The organism is Olivibacter sp. LS-1, from assembly GCF_008245145.1.
In the GTDB taxonomy this organism is placed as follows: domain Bacteria; phylum Bacteroidota; class Bacteroidia; order Sphingobacteriales; family Sphingobacteriaceae; genus Olivibacter; species Olivibacter oleidegradans.
This window is the reverse complement of record NZ_CP041643.1, coordinates 163,400-178,065: the sequence shown is the minus strand read 5'-3', so window position 1 is coordinate 178,065 and position 14,666 is coordinate 163,400. Positions and strand designations below refer to the sequence as shown.

At 41.8% G+C, this 14,666-nt stretch carries 13 protein-coding genes; 5 read left to right on the top strand and 8 right to left on the bottom strand.

Translation table 11 applies throughout. The features are described 5' to 3' along the window. The first annotated feature begins 82 nt into the window (after positions 1–82). Both FKG96_RS00660 and FKG96_RS00655 read left to right on the top strand, forming a co-directional pair. Positions 83–3,085, top strand: a complete 3,003-nt coding sequence (locus tag FKG96_RS00660; protein ID WP_130855107.1) for an amidohydrolase family protein — start codon at positions 83–85, stop codon at positions 3,083–3,085. A gap of 10 nt (positions 3,086–3,095) precedes the next feature. Further along, a complete protein-coding gene (locus FKG96_RS00655; protein ID WP_242627133.1) occupies positions 3,096–4,388 on the top strand; it encodes an amidohydrolase family protein in 1,293 nt (430 codons plus the stop codon). A 37-nt stretch (positions 4,389–4,425) separates the two neighbouring features. Here FKG96_RS00655 and FKG96_RS00650 read toward each other — a convergent pair whose 3' ends face one another. Continuing rightward, positions 4,426–5,214 (bottom strand): M48 family metallopeptidase, encoded by a 789-nt coding sequence (locus FKG96_RS00650; protein ID WP_130855108.1) that lies wholly within the window; start codon positions 5,212–5,214, stop codon positions 4,426–4,428. A gap of 222 nt (positions 5,215–5,436) precedes the next feature. Here FKG96_RS00650 and FKG96_RS00645 point away from each other — a divergent pair, with 222 nt between their 5' ends. The 3 genes from FKG96_RS00645 (at position 5,437) to FKG96_RS00635 (ending at position 8,794) form a co-directional block, all read left to right on the top strand. After that, positions 5,437–6,696 (top strand): DEAD/DEAH box helicase, encoded by a 1,260-nt coding sequence (locus tag FKG96_RS00645; protein ID WP_130855109.1) that lies wholly within the window; start codon positions 5,437–5,439, stop codon positions 6,694–6,696. A 98-nt stretch (positions 6,697–6,794) separates the two neighbouring features. Then, entirely contained in the window at positions 6,795–6,986 is a 192-nt protein-coding gene (locus FKG96_RS00640; protein WP_013664078.1) for a cold-shock protein, read from the top strand. A gap of 134 nt (positions 6,987–7,120) precedes the next feature. Then, positions 7,121–8,794, top strand: a complete 1,674-nt coding sequence (locus FKG96_RS00635; RefSeq protein WP_130855110.1) for a glutamine--tRNA ligase/YqeY domain fusion protein — start codon at positions 7,121–7,123, stop codon at positions 8,792–8,794. 56 nt (positions 8,795–8,850) lie between these two features. On the opposite strand, the gene FKG96_RS00630 is transcribed toward FKG96_RS00635, so the two are convergent. The 7 genes from FKG96_RS00630 to ruvX all read right to left on the bottom strand — a co-directional run bounded on the left by FKG96_RS00630 (position 8,851) and on the right by ruvX (position 14,579). Further along, a complete protein-coding gene (locus tag FKG96_RS00630; RefSeq protein WP_246860232.1) occupies positions 8,851–9,678 on the bottom strand; it encodes an N-acetylmuramoyl-L-alanine amidase in 828 nt (275 codons plus the stop codon). Between the two features lie 42 nt (positions 9,679–9,720). Beyond that, positions 9,721–10,707, bottom strand: coding sequence for a DUF3078 domain-containing protein (locus tag FKG96_RS00625; RefSeq protein WP_130855112.1), 987 nt, complete (start codon positions 10,705–10,707; stop codon positions 9,721–9,723). Positions 10,708–10,930: 223 nt separating this feature from the next. After that, complete coding sequence (locus FKG96_RS00620) at positions 10,931–11,707, bottom strand: hypothetical protein (protein ID WP_013664074.1); 777 nt, start codon at positions 11,705–11,707, stop codon at positions 10,931–10,933. Between the two features lie 80 nt (positions 11,708–11,787). Further along, positions 11,788–12,579 (bottom strand): glucosaminidase domain-containing protein, encoded by a 792-nt coding sequence (locus FKG96_RS00615; protein WP_242627134.1) that lies wholly within the window; start codon positions 12,577–12,579, stop codon positions 11,788–11,790. A 115-nt stretch (positions 12,580–12,694) separates the two neighbouring features. Continuing rightward, positions 12,695–13,378 (bottom strand): glucosaminidase domain-containing protein, encoded by a 684-nt coding sequence (locus FKG96_RS00610; RefSeq protein ID WP_130855114.1) that lies wholly within the window; start codon positions 13,376–13,378, stop codon positions 12,695–12,697. Between the two features lie 3 nt (positions 13,379–13,381). Further along, on the bottom strand, positions 13,382–14,017 hold the full coding sequence (locus tag FKG96_RS00605) for an O-methyltransferase (protein WP_130855115.1): 636 nt from the start codon (positions 14,015–14,017) through the stop codon (positions 13,382–13,384). A 148-nt stretch (positions 14,018–14,165) separates the two neighbouring features. Next, positions 14,166–14,579 carry a Holliday junction resolvase RuvX gene (ruvX, locus tag FKG96_RS00600; RefSeq protein ID WP_130855116.1) on the bottom strand — a complete coding sequence of 138 codons (414 nt, stop codon included), beginning with the start codon at positions 14,577–14,579 and terminating at the stop codon, positions 14,166–14,168. Positions 14,580–14,666: the final 87 nt, after the last annotated feature.

Below are 14,666 nucleotides of genomic sequence, written 5' to 3'. Positions count from 1 at the left end.
ATCGTCAACAACAAAAAAATCCGCAAAATGGATTCTCTTTTTTGACAACTTGAACTTTTTATTCTTTAATTAGATGTGCATTATGCGAAAAATCTTACCCTTTTGCCTCTTTTTATTTAGCTTTTACTTCCTGAAAAGCCAGGAAACTTTTCCTGTTAACGGCTCGCACGATAAGCGACCGAAAAAGTACGCGTTTATAAATGCTCATATTATCACAAAAGCTGGGCAGAGTCTGAAAAATGCGACGCTACTGGTGAACGATCGACTGATCGAATCCGTAGGAGCGGGACAGGAAGTGCCCGCAGGTTACATAACGATTGATTTGCAAGGCAAGTTTATCTATCCATCTCTGATTGATCCTTTTACTACCTACGGCGTACCTGAAAACAAGGAATCACGCGCTTTTGGGAGGGCTGCCCAGGTACTCACTTCTACAAAGAACGGCCCATACGCCTGGAACGAGGCAATACGGCCGGAGACTCGGGCGATCGATGTTTTTGCACAGGATGAAAAGAAAGCAGAACAACTTAAGAAAATTGGCTTCGGAGCGGTACACACGATAGTAAAAGACGGAATTGCGCGGGGAAGTAGTGCATTGATTGCACTGAACACCAATAAAGATAATGAGCTTGTCATCATTCCCGACGCCGCTGCTCAGTATTCTTTCGATAAAGGCTCTGCAAAAACGTCTTACCCTTCTTCTTTAATGGGAAGCATTGCCCTTTTGCGTCAAACATATTACGATGCGAAATGGTATCAGCAACAGAAGAAAGAATACAACATTTCCTTAGAAGCGTTTAATAAGTGGCAGTCGCTACCACAATTTTTTGAAGTGAACGATGTATTGGATGTTTTAAGGGCTGATAAAATAGCCAAAGAATTTGGGAAATCCTATATTATCAAAACGGGAGGAAATGACTATCAACGTATTCAAGAAGTGAAGGCTACAGGGGCAAGTCTTATCGTTCCGCTTAACTTTCCGAAAACATATGATGTAGCAGACCCCTACGAGGCTAATAAATTGTCGCTTGCGCAGTTGAAGCACTGGGAGCTTGCTCCAGGCAATCCCGCCGCTTTGGAAAAGGCATCCATTCCTTTTGCCTTAACAGCTAGCGATTTAGATAACGTCCGGGACTTTTGGCCCAATTTACGCAAAGCCATTAAATATGGATTAAGTGAAGATGCCGCTCTACGTGCATTGACGGAGACTCCTGCTAGATTGTTGGGAGCGGGTGATCGCTTAGGAACCTTGGAGAAAGGAAAACTGGCTAGTTTTATTATTACTTCGGATAGTTTGTTCAAAGAAGGGAATATCATCTATGAAAATTGGATTGAAGGAGAAAAATTTATCGCTAACCATAGCAGTAATAAAGATCTGAGAGGAGAGTACGCAAGCAATGTGGATGATTTCGGTGCAATAAAACTGCTGATAGGCGGGAAGCAGGGAAAGTATGAAGCTTACATTAGCAAGCCGAACGATACGACAAAAATCAAAGCGAATTTGGTAGTAGATGGTGATTTGTTAAGTCTGAGCTTTAATCCGAAAGGGGTAAAGAAAAGCTACCGGATTAGCGCCTATATTGCAACAGTAAAACCACTTCAATTAAAAGGTGAAATTAATCGTGAGGATGGTGGTACTATTCCTTGGTCAGCTTCTTATACGGGGGCCTACACGGAAAAGACCGAAACGAAGCGAGCGGACAAGCCCCTTGAATTAGGCAAGGTAATTTATCCTTTTGCAGCCTATGGTCATGAGCAACCTCTTGCTGCTGCCGATGTATTGTTAAAAAATGCGACCGTATGGACTAATGAAAAAGAAGGCATATTGGAAGGAGCAGATGTATTAATTGCCGGTGGAAAAATCAAAGCGGTCGGTAAAAATCTCAATGCCTCCGGCGCAACGCTCATTGATGCTACCGGCAAGCACATTACGGCAGGTATCATAGACGAGCATTCACATATCGCTATTTCTAGAGGCATAAACGAGGGAACGCAATCAGTTACTGCTGAAGTGCGTATTGGTGATATTATAAATTCGGAAGATGTTAATATCTATCGACAATTGGCAGGCGGGGTAACGTCCTCGCATATATTGCACGGCTCAGCTAACGCAATTGGCGGGCAATCTCAATTAATTAAGTTGCGTTGGGGTAAATCACCTGAGGAGCTTAAATTCGAAGGGAGCGATGGCTTCATAAAATTTGCCCTTGGCGAAAACGTAAAACAAAGCAATTGGGGAGATATTGCACGGGTGCGTTTCCCGCAAACACGAATGGGTGTGGAGCAGGTGTATGTAGATGCTTTTACAAGAGCGAAGGAATATAAGGCAAAAATAGCGATGAAAGGCAGCAATGCGCGTCGTGATCTCGAATTGGATGCTTTGGTGGAGATATTAGACAATAAGCGTTTTATCACCTGCCATTCCTATGTGCAGTCTGAAATCAATATGCTCATGCATTTGGCTGATAGCCTTGGTTTCAAGGTAAATACCTTTACGCATATCTTAGAAGGCTATAAGTTAGCGGATCGTATGGCCGCAAGAAGTATTGCAGGAGCTACTTTTGCAGACTGGTGGGCCTATAAAATGGAGGTACAGGAGGCAATACCCTATAATGCTTATTTAATGGAAAAGCAGGGTGTGGTAACGGCCATTAATTCGGATGACGCTGAGATGGCTCGTCGCTTAAATCAGGAAGCTGCAAAAGTAATCAAGTATGGTGGCTTGACAGAAGAAGAGGCATGGAAATTAGTAACCCTCAATCCAGCAAAAATGCTGCACATTGATAATAAGGTGGGTAGTTTGAAAGCCGGCAAAGATGCAGATGTGGTGATATGGAGTGGTAATCCTTTAAGTATTTATGCCCGTGCCGAGAAGACCTTTGTAGATGGTGTAAAATATTGGGATGTAGAGGAAGATGAGAAGATTCGAGATTTTCAACAAAAAGAGAAAGCTAGATTGATTGCTAAATCGTTGGAAGAAAAGGATAAAGGGAATGCAACACAAAAAGCAGTCGAAAAGCCAACCATTATTTATCATTGCGAAACGCTTTCAGGAGATATTAACGAGGATGTCAACCATAACTAATACAATGACGATGCAGTTCACTTTTAAATACATATACAGCCTAAGTTTATTCCTGCTGGCCGGAGTTTGGGCTCAGGCGCAGCCAACCGTTTATCCGGCAAAGGCGCAAACTTCAGCCATTAGCATAAAAGGAGCCACTATTCACATAGGCAATGGACAGGTAATAACAAACGGTACCTTAGTCTTTGATAAGGGAAAAATCACTTATGTGGGCGATGGGTCCGGAGCACCTAATGCCACGGAGACCATTGATGCCCATGGAAAACATCTTTATCCTGGATTTATTGCGCCTGTTACCAATTTGGGCTTAGTGGAAATCGAAGCGGTGAGAGCGACAGTTGATAATACAGAAGTAGGGGGAAATAACGCGCACGTGCGTGCGCTGATTGCCTATAACACCGATTCTAAGGTGATTAATACCTTGCGCACTAACGGTATATTATTGGCGCAAGTGACGCCCGAAGGAGGATTGGTTACTGGTCAGTCGTCCATAGTGCAACTCGATGCATGGAATTGGGAAGACGCTGCTTATAAAAAGGACGATGCGATCCATATTAATTGGCCCAGTATTCGCTATGCACGTTTTGGTGCAACCAATGAAGAGGAGCAAAAGGAACGGATCCGAAAGGAACGCACTACCTTGGCGGATTTATTAACCGATGCAAGCGCTTATTGCGCCGTAGATAAACCAGACGTGTTCAATGGGCGGTTAGAAGCTTTTCGAAAGGTCTTTGACGGTTCAAGAAAGCTCATGGTTCATGTTGATAAAAAGAACGATATCATTGCAGCGGTACAATTTTTCAAAGATTATGGATTGAAGCCGGTATTAGTAGGAGGAGCGGAAGCTCATCTTGTCAGTGCTTTTTTGAAAGAAAATGATATTGCGATCATCATACATCAGGCGCATTCGCTTCCTGCGAATGAAGATGATGATGTTAATTTACCCTATAAGCAAGCGAAACTCTTATCAGATGCAGGACTTCTGGTCGCTTACGGGATGGATGGTTTTTGGCAACAACGTAACTTGCCTTTTATGGCCGGTACCGCGGCTGCATTTGGTTTGGATAAAGAAAAAGCACTGGCTACTATTACCTTAAACACCGCGAAAATTTTGGGAATTGATCAAACAACGGGTAGTTTAGAACTTGGGAAGGATGCGAATCTATTTCTCTCCGTAGGAGACGCTCTTGATATGAAAGGAAATCAGTTGGAAAAGGCGTTCATTGGGGGAAGAGATATTAATTTAGATAATTTGCATAAACAATTGTTTGAGCGATTTGAGTATAAATACGGACAAAAGTAAAACGAAAAGAGGGAGTTTCAAGCTCCCTCTTTTCGTTTTACTTAACCGGTTTTTCAAAGCCTTCTTTAGTCGCTTTTTCAGACATTACTTTAATGCGTTTTTCTGTATCTGGATGGGAAGACATCAAGCGCTGCATGGTGGACGCTTTTTCAGTGCCTTCACTTTGTTTAGCCAGACTCTCAAAAGCGGTGGCCATATACCACGGGTTGACCTTTTGCGCTTTTAGTAGTTCATAACCGTAGATATCCGCGGCACTTTCTTGCGAACGGGAGAAAGACGAATTAGCAACAGCAGTACCCAATTCTCCTAACTTAGAGTCACTAAGTGCTCCGGCTGTGCCTCCCTGTGATCCCACACCGTCTTTTAAGGCAGAGCTTAATAGAGCAGTACGGAAAGCATCTTTCGAGTCTTTGTTTTTTACGTGACCAATTTCATGGCCGATAACGCCTAATACTTCGTTATCATCCATCACTTCCATTAGACCTGCACATACGCGTACACTGCCATCGGCACAGGCAAATGCGTTGATGTCACGAACTAAATATACTTTGAAGTTCAGGCTTAAATCATCGTGGTTAGTTAAATCTTTCGTTAGTTTGGCTAGGCGTTGGGCTAATTCATGATCCTCCGGTGCAACGGGGTTATTTTCGTCCATCCAAACCATGTACTCCTTTGCATAACCTATTACCTCATCGTCTGATAAGGTAATTGCCTTTGCTGCTGTAGTCGCTGCCTTGATACTTTTTGTATTTAATTTAAATTGTGCCTGAGCATGAATGCACATGATTGTTAGTGCAGAAAGAATAGCAAGTTTAATTGTTTTCATATGGGTGTTTTATAGTAATTACCGATGTCGAGACAAACATACCATAAAACCTTTCATAGCTCCAAAATAAGGTGAGAAGATCCCTGAAATCAGCTATATAAATACGGTCATAAAGCAACTATCTGTTTTCATTGAAGCTTTATGGAAGTTAAATCGTATCTTTGCAACAATGCATATCCTAGAACGGATAATGGTTTTTATTACAACTAATACACTGATATATTGTCATTTAAAGAACTGAAGCTTATTGATCCTTTATTGAAGGCAATACATAAGGAGGGGTACGAAACCCCCACACCCATACAGTCCCAAGCGATTCCCGTTGTACTTTCAGGAAGAGATTTACTCGGTTGCGCCCAAACAGGTACGGGCAAATCTGCGGCTTTTATTCTGCCTATTTTGCAGCAACTGAACAGCCTGCCTAATAAAGAGAAAGCAGTGAAAGCTTTGGTGTTGGCCCCCACGCGGGAATTGGCTATCCAAATTAACGAGAGTATCGCTACGTATGGCCAACTGCTACCCTTAAAACATCAAGTCGTTTATGGAGGGGTTAATATTAATACGCAGATTTCAGGATTAAAAAAAGGAATCGATATATTGGTAGCGACTCCCGGACGTCTTTTGGATTTGGTTGGACAGCGGGTGCTTACCCTTCGGGCTGTTTCTCACTTCGTGCTAGACGAGGCGGATCGAATGTTGGATATGGGATTCATTCATGATATTAAAAAAGTTGTTGCTCTTTTGCCAATAAAGCGACAGACGCTTTTCTTTTCAGCAACCATGCCGCCCGAAATTACGAAACTCGCGAATACGCTTTTAAAGAACCCGGTACGTGTAGAGGTAACACCGGTTTCTTCAACAGCCGAAAAAGTGACTCAAGTAGTATACGCTGTTGATAAGGCAAATAAGCCGAAGTTGCTTTTACACCTTTTAAAGAGTGAAGTGCGTGATCATGTGCTGGTGTTTACGCGGACGAAGCATGGTGCAGACCGTTTGGTAAAGTTCTTGGCGAAACAAGGTGTTCAAGCAGCAGCTATTCATGGAAATAAATCGCAGAATGCCCGACAAAATGCACTTCAAGCTTTTAAGAGCGGCCAGCTAAAAGTACTTATTGCGACGGATATCGCAGCTCGTGGAATCGATGTTGAAGAACTTAAATTTGTGATCAACTTTGATCTCCCAAACGAGCCTGAAACTTACGTGCATCGTATTGGCCGTACCGGTAGGGCGGGTGCGAGCGGTAAAGCTCTTTCATTTTGCGATCTGGAGGAACGGCCCTATTTGCAAAGTATAAACAATTTAACAAATCAGGCCATTCCCGTGATCAATGAGCATCCTTTTCCTGCGACTGATAAGTTTGTGGCTGTACCTCTCCCGAAACGACCGTTACAGAACAAATCAGAAAAAGCGTCAACAAATAAAAATCGGAAAAAACGCCGATTCAGACCTGCCAGCGCACAAAAAGGGAATAGAATAGGCTAATTTTTTGTTAAGATTTTATAAATAAATATTTTATTAAGAAAATCTTAGATTAATATCCTTACCTTTGCTCTAATTATTAATAAATTCAATACAATACAATGCAAGAAGGAGTAGTAAAATTCTTTAATGAAACGAAAGGTTTCGGTTTCATCGTTCCAAATGCTGGTGGAGGCGATATCTTCGTTCATTCATCTGGCCTTATCGATTCTATCCGTGAAAACGACCACGTATCTTACGAGGTTGAACAGGGAAAGAAAGGCTTAAATGCGGTAAATGTTAAAGTTATCTAGGATAGTAATAATATAAATCGTATGAAGGCTGTCCGAAGAGGACGGCCTTTCTTGTTTTTAATGTAGAGAATAGAAAGCATTAAATTTTTTCAGCATACTTTTTCATCAGAGAATTTTAGCTAAGTTTGTGCCTTATGAACGAAGAGAAATCATTGAATTTCCTGGAGGAAATTATTGAGGAAGATATAAAAAATGGGAAAAATGACGGTAGGGTGCTGACGCGATTCCCGCCGGAACCAAACGGTTATTTACATATCGGTCACGCGAAGTCGATTTGTTTAAATTTTGGTTTGGCACAAAAATATAATGGTAAAACTAATCTGCGTTTTGATGATACCAATCCGGTTACGGAAGACATTGAATACGTGGAAAGTATTAAAAATGATATCAAATGGCTTGGTTTCCAATGGGCCGAGGAGCTGTATACATCGGACTATTTCGATACGCTATACGGATATGCCGTGAGCTTGATAGAAAAGGGTTTAGCCTATGTCGACGATAGTACACCGGAAGAGATCGCTGCAAGTAAAGGGACACCTACCGAACCAGGTAAGCCGACTCCCTATAGAGACCGGACGGTGGAGGAAAACCTTCGTTTATTCGCAGAAATGAAGGATGGAAAATATCCCGATGGAAGTAAAGTGTTGAGGGCGAAAATCGACCTGGCCAATCCAAACATGCATATGCGCGATCCTTTACTCTATCGTATAAAACACGCGCATCACCACCGTACGGGGGATGCTTGGTGTATTTACCCGATGTATGATTTCGCGCATGGACAAAGTGATTCGATTGAGCGGATCACACATTCTGTTTGTACGCTGGAATTTATACCACATCGGGCTTTATATGATTGGTTAATCGAGCATATTGGTATCTTCCCATCTAAACAATATGAGTTTGCACGATTGAATATGACTTATACCGTCATGAGCAAACGCCGATTACTGCAACTGGTAAACGAAAAGCATGTGGAAGGATGGGATGATCCTCGAATGCCTACCATCAGCGGATTAAGAAGACGAGGATATACGCCTGCAAGTATCCGTAATTTTTGCGAGCGAATTGGGGTGGCAAAGCGGGAAAACGTAATTGACGTAAGCCTGTTGGAATTTTGCATCCGCGAAGATTTAAACAAAACGGCTTGGCGTAGAATGGCGGTGCTGGATCCGGTAAAACTGATTATAACAAACTATCCGGAGGAAAAAGAAGAACTGTTACATGGAGAAAACAATCCGGAGGTGGAAGGTGGTGAGGGGGAAAGAGTGATTCCTTTTAGTCGTGAACTATGGATTGAACGCGAGGATTTTATGGAAAATGCACCTAAGAAATTCTTCCGTTTAGGCCCTGGATTAAGTGTTCGTTTAAAGCATGCTTATATCGTTACATGTGATAGTTTCGTAAAAGATGGAGACGGTAATGTCACAGAAATCCATTGTAGCTATATTCCAAACTCAAAAAGTGGAGAGGACACAAGTGGCCTAAAAGTGAAAGGAACAATTCACTGGGTAAGTGTACCACATGCGAAAACAGCGGAGGTAAGACTTTACGATCGTTTATTTAAGGCTGAAAACCCCTTAGCCACAACCGGTGATTTTAAAGAATCTATTAATCCGGATAGTCTTGAGATTTTAGAAAAGGTCTATATTGAACCTGATTTATTAAATGCCGTACCGGGGAAAGGGTATCAATTTATTCGTAAGGGTTATTTTACGCTCGATACACGGTCGACACCTGATCGATTGGTGTTTAATCGCACTGTTGGCTTACGCGACACATGGGCGAAAGAATCACAGAAAGAAGCTTAAGTAATTAATTGGATCCTTATAAAAAAGGAGCCATCTGGTAAGAGATGACTCCTTTTTTATAAGGTTGTTTTCTTGATATAAAGATTGTAAAGCACGCTAAGTGCAAAAGGAGTCCACTCTTCAGTGGTTTCCTCAGGTATAAAATGTCTCTTAAAAGCTAAGATTGCGGCTGAAGCATTTCGGGTATCATAGCCTAGAATACGCAAACCATCTAGCGGGTTGAAAGTGGTGGGGGGTGCTTGCAGTACGTCGTCATACCACAAACCAAACCCTTTTTCTGCTAAGCGTTTCCATGGAAAATTGATGCCGGGATCTACTTTGCGTCCCGGAGCGATATCACCATGGCCAATGAAGTTTTCTGAAGGAATCTTATAATTAGCTTTGAGGGTATCCAGTAATACGAGCAAATTGTTTATCTGTGGCTCAGTGTAAGGTTCAACACCGTTGTTGTCCATTTCGACACCTATAGATGCGGAATTCATATCCGTAACGGATCCCCACCTTCCATTACCCGCATGCCAAGCTCGTAAGTAATCGTTGAGCAATTGATAAACTTTACCTTCTTTATCAATGATATAATGAGCACTTACTTGTGTACGTTCTAGCGTAAACGTCCGTAAGGTTTGCTGAATACTGTCTTGAGCTGTATGATGTAAAATAACAAAATTGGGTTTGCGCATATTGAAATTAACGGTGCCTACCCACTCAAAATCTTTTCGCTGGCCTTCTACTCCCGGAGACGGCAATCCGGCAGAAGCCATGTGCTGCGGAGTCGGCAAAGGTTGCTTAATTACTTCAGCCAATTGTTCTACCTGCTTTTCATATATTTTATTAGTCTCTGCAAATTTCTTTTTTGAAGCGCAGGCGCTTAGAAAAAATAGCATTAAGACCATGTATCCGTATGAGCAAATATGTTTCAGCATAGGTTATCTCGGAAATTTATAATTCAAACCAATACCTATACTTTGAGAGCGTTGCAGTTCCTCTATTTGATTAGGATCATACAATAAGGTCGCATTGAACAACAGGCTTATTACCCTCGAGACGCGTACCCCTAAGATGGCGTCTAGGCGATGCCTTGAAGTGCTAAGCTCTTCAAAATTAGCTAAAAATTCGTAGGTGGTTTTTAAATGCAACCATTTTGTTAAATCTCGATCAGTACCAGCTAATAGTTGAAAGCTCACATCATTCTTGAATTTTCCAGGGATTTCTACACCGAAACGAGTAGTATCTTCTTCCCTTACCGATTGAACTCGGTCATCTAAAATAAAGGTCATACGGGTCGCTGGACCAAAACGGATAGAACTAAACTGATCCGGTTTATATTCAAGACCGACTGCGGGTGTAAGATAACCTGGAGCCATGAAATTGGATATCTTTCTGGATTTGGTGTCTACACCATCAATGTTCGTATACTGCCAACCTGCATCAAATTGTGTTTCAAAGGTCAAGGCTGCAAATAATGCCCATTTCTGAGAAAATTTAATGGAGTACTTGTTATCCCACCAGATGCGGTCTTGATTCTTACGCGCAAGTTGATTTTCATTCTTAATCTTTCCATACCTTAAGTCTAATTCAGATACAAAGTTTTTACCTTCTTTGGTGTAATCCCATTTCGTATTAAAAAGGGCACCTAAAGAGATAGAGTTTACACCACCACTGTTCCAGCTATCACTAAAGGAAGCTTGGTTCGCGTTTATGGCGAAATTTGTCCAATTCCGCCAATAGTTAACCTTTAAATCTAAACTAGGGTTCTGTACTTCTACATCATGAATGCCCATTTGGGGAGTTCTAACGGGTAGGCTGTTTTTTGGCGGGGCCTGGCGAAGATCATTGAGATCATAATTTTGCGCGTTAGCGAAGAAAAATGCGCCCGTGAGAATAAATGCAACAAGTAAATGTCGTACGTTCATCAGAATAGTTTTATTGTTAACGCTGGTTTGCCTTTGCCGAATACTTACGCTCAGCTGACTCCAATCCAAACCACAAACTTAGATAAAATGATCTTATATGCCAAGCACATAATTACCGAAACTGTACGATGAGGCTCTCTTCGGTCGTATAATTTCCGACCCAAACTAATGCCCGTATCGTCGGAAGCATTTTATCTGCTTTTCTTAAGCAATAATAATGCCTCTAATTGGAATCCAATCGTTCGATCTTTACCTCTTCTTTGTTAGGCTGCACTCTGGGTAATGGCTGTAGTCGATATGCACTGGGGTTTTTACGGTACATATTATAGGAGCTCTGTATATACTTGCCCAGCTCATAATCATTGGCTTGCATAATAAAGTGGTATGATGGCCGATATTGATGCATAAAGTCTTCTAAAGCTACGCCTGTTAGATTAGTCAAGCGCTTTACCATGGCTTGCGTAAATCGGGCGTCGATCATATTGTTTTCGTATTCACGTTGGATAAGCTCCTGTAAAAAACGTGCATTTTTGCCCTGTCGACTCAATAAAGAGTACAGCGCATCAATACTTAAGCCTGCTCCGGTAGGTCCGGTCGATAATAAACTGCCCGGATTTCCCTTTCGATAAGCCGAACTGTATTCCCGTTTACGATCTTCAAGTATTTCCGCAGGTGAACGCTTCGCAATAATACTTACTTCATCTAGCCAGATAGTCGATCGTTGTAAGTTAAAAACAATGACGGGATCTTTCTTTACGATTAACGTATCGGCATGGTAGCCTTTAACAATGGCAATCAGGGTGTCGCCCGGACTCGCTTTAATTGCAAATTCTCCGCGCTTATCATTATACTTCATCTCGTCGTTCGCTGTATTGTAGATATAGACGCGTGCAATCCGTTGTTTGGTATAACTGTCAAATACAATACCTTCCCGCTCTTGTGCCGAAGCAAAGAAGATGGAAGCTAATAGTAAAACGATTATGGTTGCAAGAATTTTCAAGTTAACAAAGATAGGGAATGGCCTATGTCATTGAAAAACATTTTGCACTTTTTAACACGACTAACAGGAATTTGTTGATTTTATTTCGAAACGAGGAGCAATTGTCCAACAACGAGATCATCGCTATCCAAGCTGTTAAGATTTTTTAGTTCGTCGGTGGTAAGCCCGTAACGTTTACTGATACTGTAAATTGTATCGCCTTGTCGCACCTCATGTATTTTCATTTCTACCGGTGGTTTGGCTTCGGCTTTTTCAGGTTCTTTCGGACTGTTATCAGCAATTTCAACTAATACCCGTTCTTCCCTGTTTATTTTCTCCGGTGCTTTTTCTCCACGATCGTATTCATATAATCCATAACGTTCAATCAAATCGATCAATAATTCTGCATAGCGAGGATTGGTGGCATAACCGGCCTTTTTCAGCCCTTTAGCCCACCCGGTATAGTCGTCTTTGTCAAGCTCAAATAAAGGAGCGTAGCGTTTTCGTAAGAGGAATTCAGAATGATCTCGAAAAGAGTCTTCCGGTGAACGATACACGCGGAAACAGTCATTGATAGCGTCATCATCCTTAAAAAACGATTCACCTTTCCAATCGGGGGTACATTTGATACCAAAGTGATTGTTGGCTTCTCTAGCCAATGTACTATTTCCGTTAGCCGACTCTAAAAGGCCTTGTGCCAACGTGATGCTGGCGGGTATCCCGTAAGTGTTCATCTCTTGAATAGCAATCGTTTTATAACGACTGATATAATCTTGTGCAGAAGCGCTTATCGCGGCAGGCTTGTTACTCGGCCGATGCGGATGATTATGCCGCCGTCCCTCGTTGTTGCTTCCGTACGATCCCTGTTGTCGAGTTTTGGAACTCTGTAGCACTTTTTGCTTAGGTAGGCAAGATGTTAGGCTCAAGGAAATACAAAAAAAAAGAATGAGGTATACGAACGATGGTAAAGCGATATGCTGCAGCTGCTTGTTCATTTTGCGATCTACGTTAAATTTTTAAATGTTGACCAATTCTTAGCCGGTCACTCCGAAGTTGATTTTTGGTTTTAATACGGCTAACGGAGGTTTTGTATCGTTTGGCAATTGCTCCCAACGTATCGCCTTTTTTTACCGTATAGCGTAGATTGATTTCGGAAGCAGTGGATTTCTCTTCGAAAGGGGCATCCTGCGGTTCTATATAATCCGCTGGTCTATTGTCAAATAAAAAAAGTTGATGTTTCTTTATAATGGCAACAATGTGGGCTGCCCAGGCCTTGCTACCTGCGTAACCACCGCGCATGATGCCATAGGCCCAAGAATGATAATCATACGCACTGTATCGATCAAAAAGCGACCGAAATTGCTTACGGGTTTTGAGGTAATTAATGAAATCATCGTAAGAAGCCTTAACGCTATCATAGCCCTTGTAAGACGATCGGATTTTTTTGCTGTTATTGGCACCACGAATGCCGAAATGATTATTGAGATGGATTGCAACCTTACTACTACCATTCGCGCTTTCATGCATAGCTACCGCTAGAATAATACTGGCCGGAACACCGAATTTCTCCATCGCGTCGATGGCCCACTCTTTGTGAGCCTCTATATAGGCATGCGCGCCCCCTTGCGCATAGCTGGTTTGCGACAAGAAAAAAAGGAAAAACAAGAATATGGGAAACCGAAGGGTTTTCATTTACTATAATTTTCTGATAAGGAATATACCATCACGGATTGGTAAAATCAATTTCTGTACCCGTTTGTCTTGTGCGATGGTTTTGTTGAGTTCAATGATTTGCTCGGTTTGTTTATCCGGTGATGCGTCTGTAATTTTTCCCTTCCAAAGTACATTGTCGATCATAATCAGCCCGCCTGTTCTCACTTTGTCAAGCACGAGTTCAAAATAATTAAGGTTATTCTTTTTATCAGCATCGATGAAGACTAGGTCGAAGGTTTCCTCAAGTGTCGGTATAATCTGCAGGGCTTCGCCAATATGGTAACGTATTTTGGCACCGTAAGGTGAAGCATCGAAATACCCCTGAACTCGTTCAGCCAACTCTTCGTTGATATCAATGGTATGCAAGATCCCATCAGAAACAAGCCCCTCTGCTAAACAAAGACTCGCATAACCTGTGAAGGTGCCAATCTCTAAAATTCTTTTCGGAGCTAAGAGGTGACTTATTAAACTCAAAAAACGCCCCTGGAAATGTCCGGAAAGCATATGAGGCTGAGTTTCCTTTAAATAGGTCTCCCGATTAATTGCTTTCAAAAGGGGAGGCTCATCATCACAGGTACTCGTTAAATAGGCATTGAGCAAGTTATCCATTATCTCCATGAAGCAAACTTATATAAAATGCTCGGTATTTTCGAATACCACAATATAAATTATAGCTATACAAAGATCCTTTCGAGAAGCGCTTTTAATCTGCTATTGTGCTAGTATTAAGAGAACGTTTTTTTGAAAACATAATAATGGTCTGTTATTAAGACTGAATCGTCTTAAGATAATCTTGCAAGATAATGACAGCAGAAACGGCATCCACTAAGCCTTTTTCTTGTCTTTTTGATCGTCTTAGTCCGCTTTGTGCAATACTGGCCGAGGCCATTTTTGAGGTGAATCGCTCGTCCATGGTAACGATTGGCATTTGAGGAAAGGACTTTTTCAGTAAATTAATAAAACCTTTTACATGTACGGCCGATTGAGAATCAGATCCATCCAGTTGCTTGGGCATACCTACGACAAAAGATTCCACCTGTTCCTGGGATACATATTTTTTCAGGTATTCAATAACATCTTTTGGATGAATGGTGGTTAAAGCGGTCGCGATAATTTGTAAAGGATCTGTCACTGCGACACCTATTCGCTTTGTGCCATAATCAAAAGCCATTATCCGCATAAATTCTTATTTTTGAACATCTGTTCGCAAAGATACGGAAAGCTAATCTATTTTAGGCTTAAGAAGGCCAAGAGCGAGTAGTACAAG

What these genes read in the sequence shown, in the direction of transcription:
- FKG96_RS00660 (WP_130855107.1), top strand. Translation starts at nt 83, where the DNA reads ATGCGAAAAATCTTACCCTTTTGCCTCTTTTTATTTAGCTTTTACTTC.
- FKG96_RS00655 (WP_242627133.1), top strand. Translation starts at nt 3,096, where the DNA reads ATGCAGTTCACTTTTAAATACATATACAGCCTAAGTTTATTCCTGCTG.
- FKG96_RS00650 (WP_130855108.1), bottom strand. Translation starts at nt 5,214, where the DNA reads ATGAAAACAATTAAACTTGCTATTCTTTCTGCACTAACAATCATGTGC.
- FKG96_RS00640 (WP_013664078.1), top strand. Translation starts at nt 6,795, where the DNA reads ATGCAAGAAGGAGTAGTAAAATTCTTTAATGAAACGAAAGGTTTCGGT.
- FKG96_RS00635 (WP_130855110.1), top strand. Translation starts at nt 7,121, where the DNA reads ATGAACGAAGAGAAATCATTGAATTTCCTGGAGGAAATTATTGAGGAA.
- FKG96_RS00630 (WP_246860232.1), bottom strand. Translation starts at nt 9,678, where the DNA reads ATGCTATTTTTTCTAAGCGCCTGCGCTTCAAAAAAGAAATTTGCAGAG.
- FKG96_RS00625 (WP_130855112.1), bottom strand. Translation starts at nt 10,707, where the DNA reads ATGAACGTACGACATTTACTTGTTGCATTTATTCTCACGGGCGCATTT.
- FKG96_RS00610 (WP_130855114.1), bottom strand. Translation starts at nt 13,378, where the DNA reads ATGAAAACCCTTCGGTTTCCCATATTCTTGTTTTTCCTTTTTTTCTTG.
- FKG96_RS00605 (WP_130855115.1), bottom strand. Translation starts at nt 14,017, where the DNA reads ATGGAGATAATGGATAACTTGCTCAATGCCTATTTAACGAGTACCTGT.
- ruvX (WP_130855116.1), bottom strand. Translation starts at nt 14,579, where the DNA reads ATGCGGATAATGGCTTTTGATTATGGCACAAAGCGAATAGGTGTCGCA.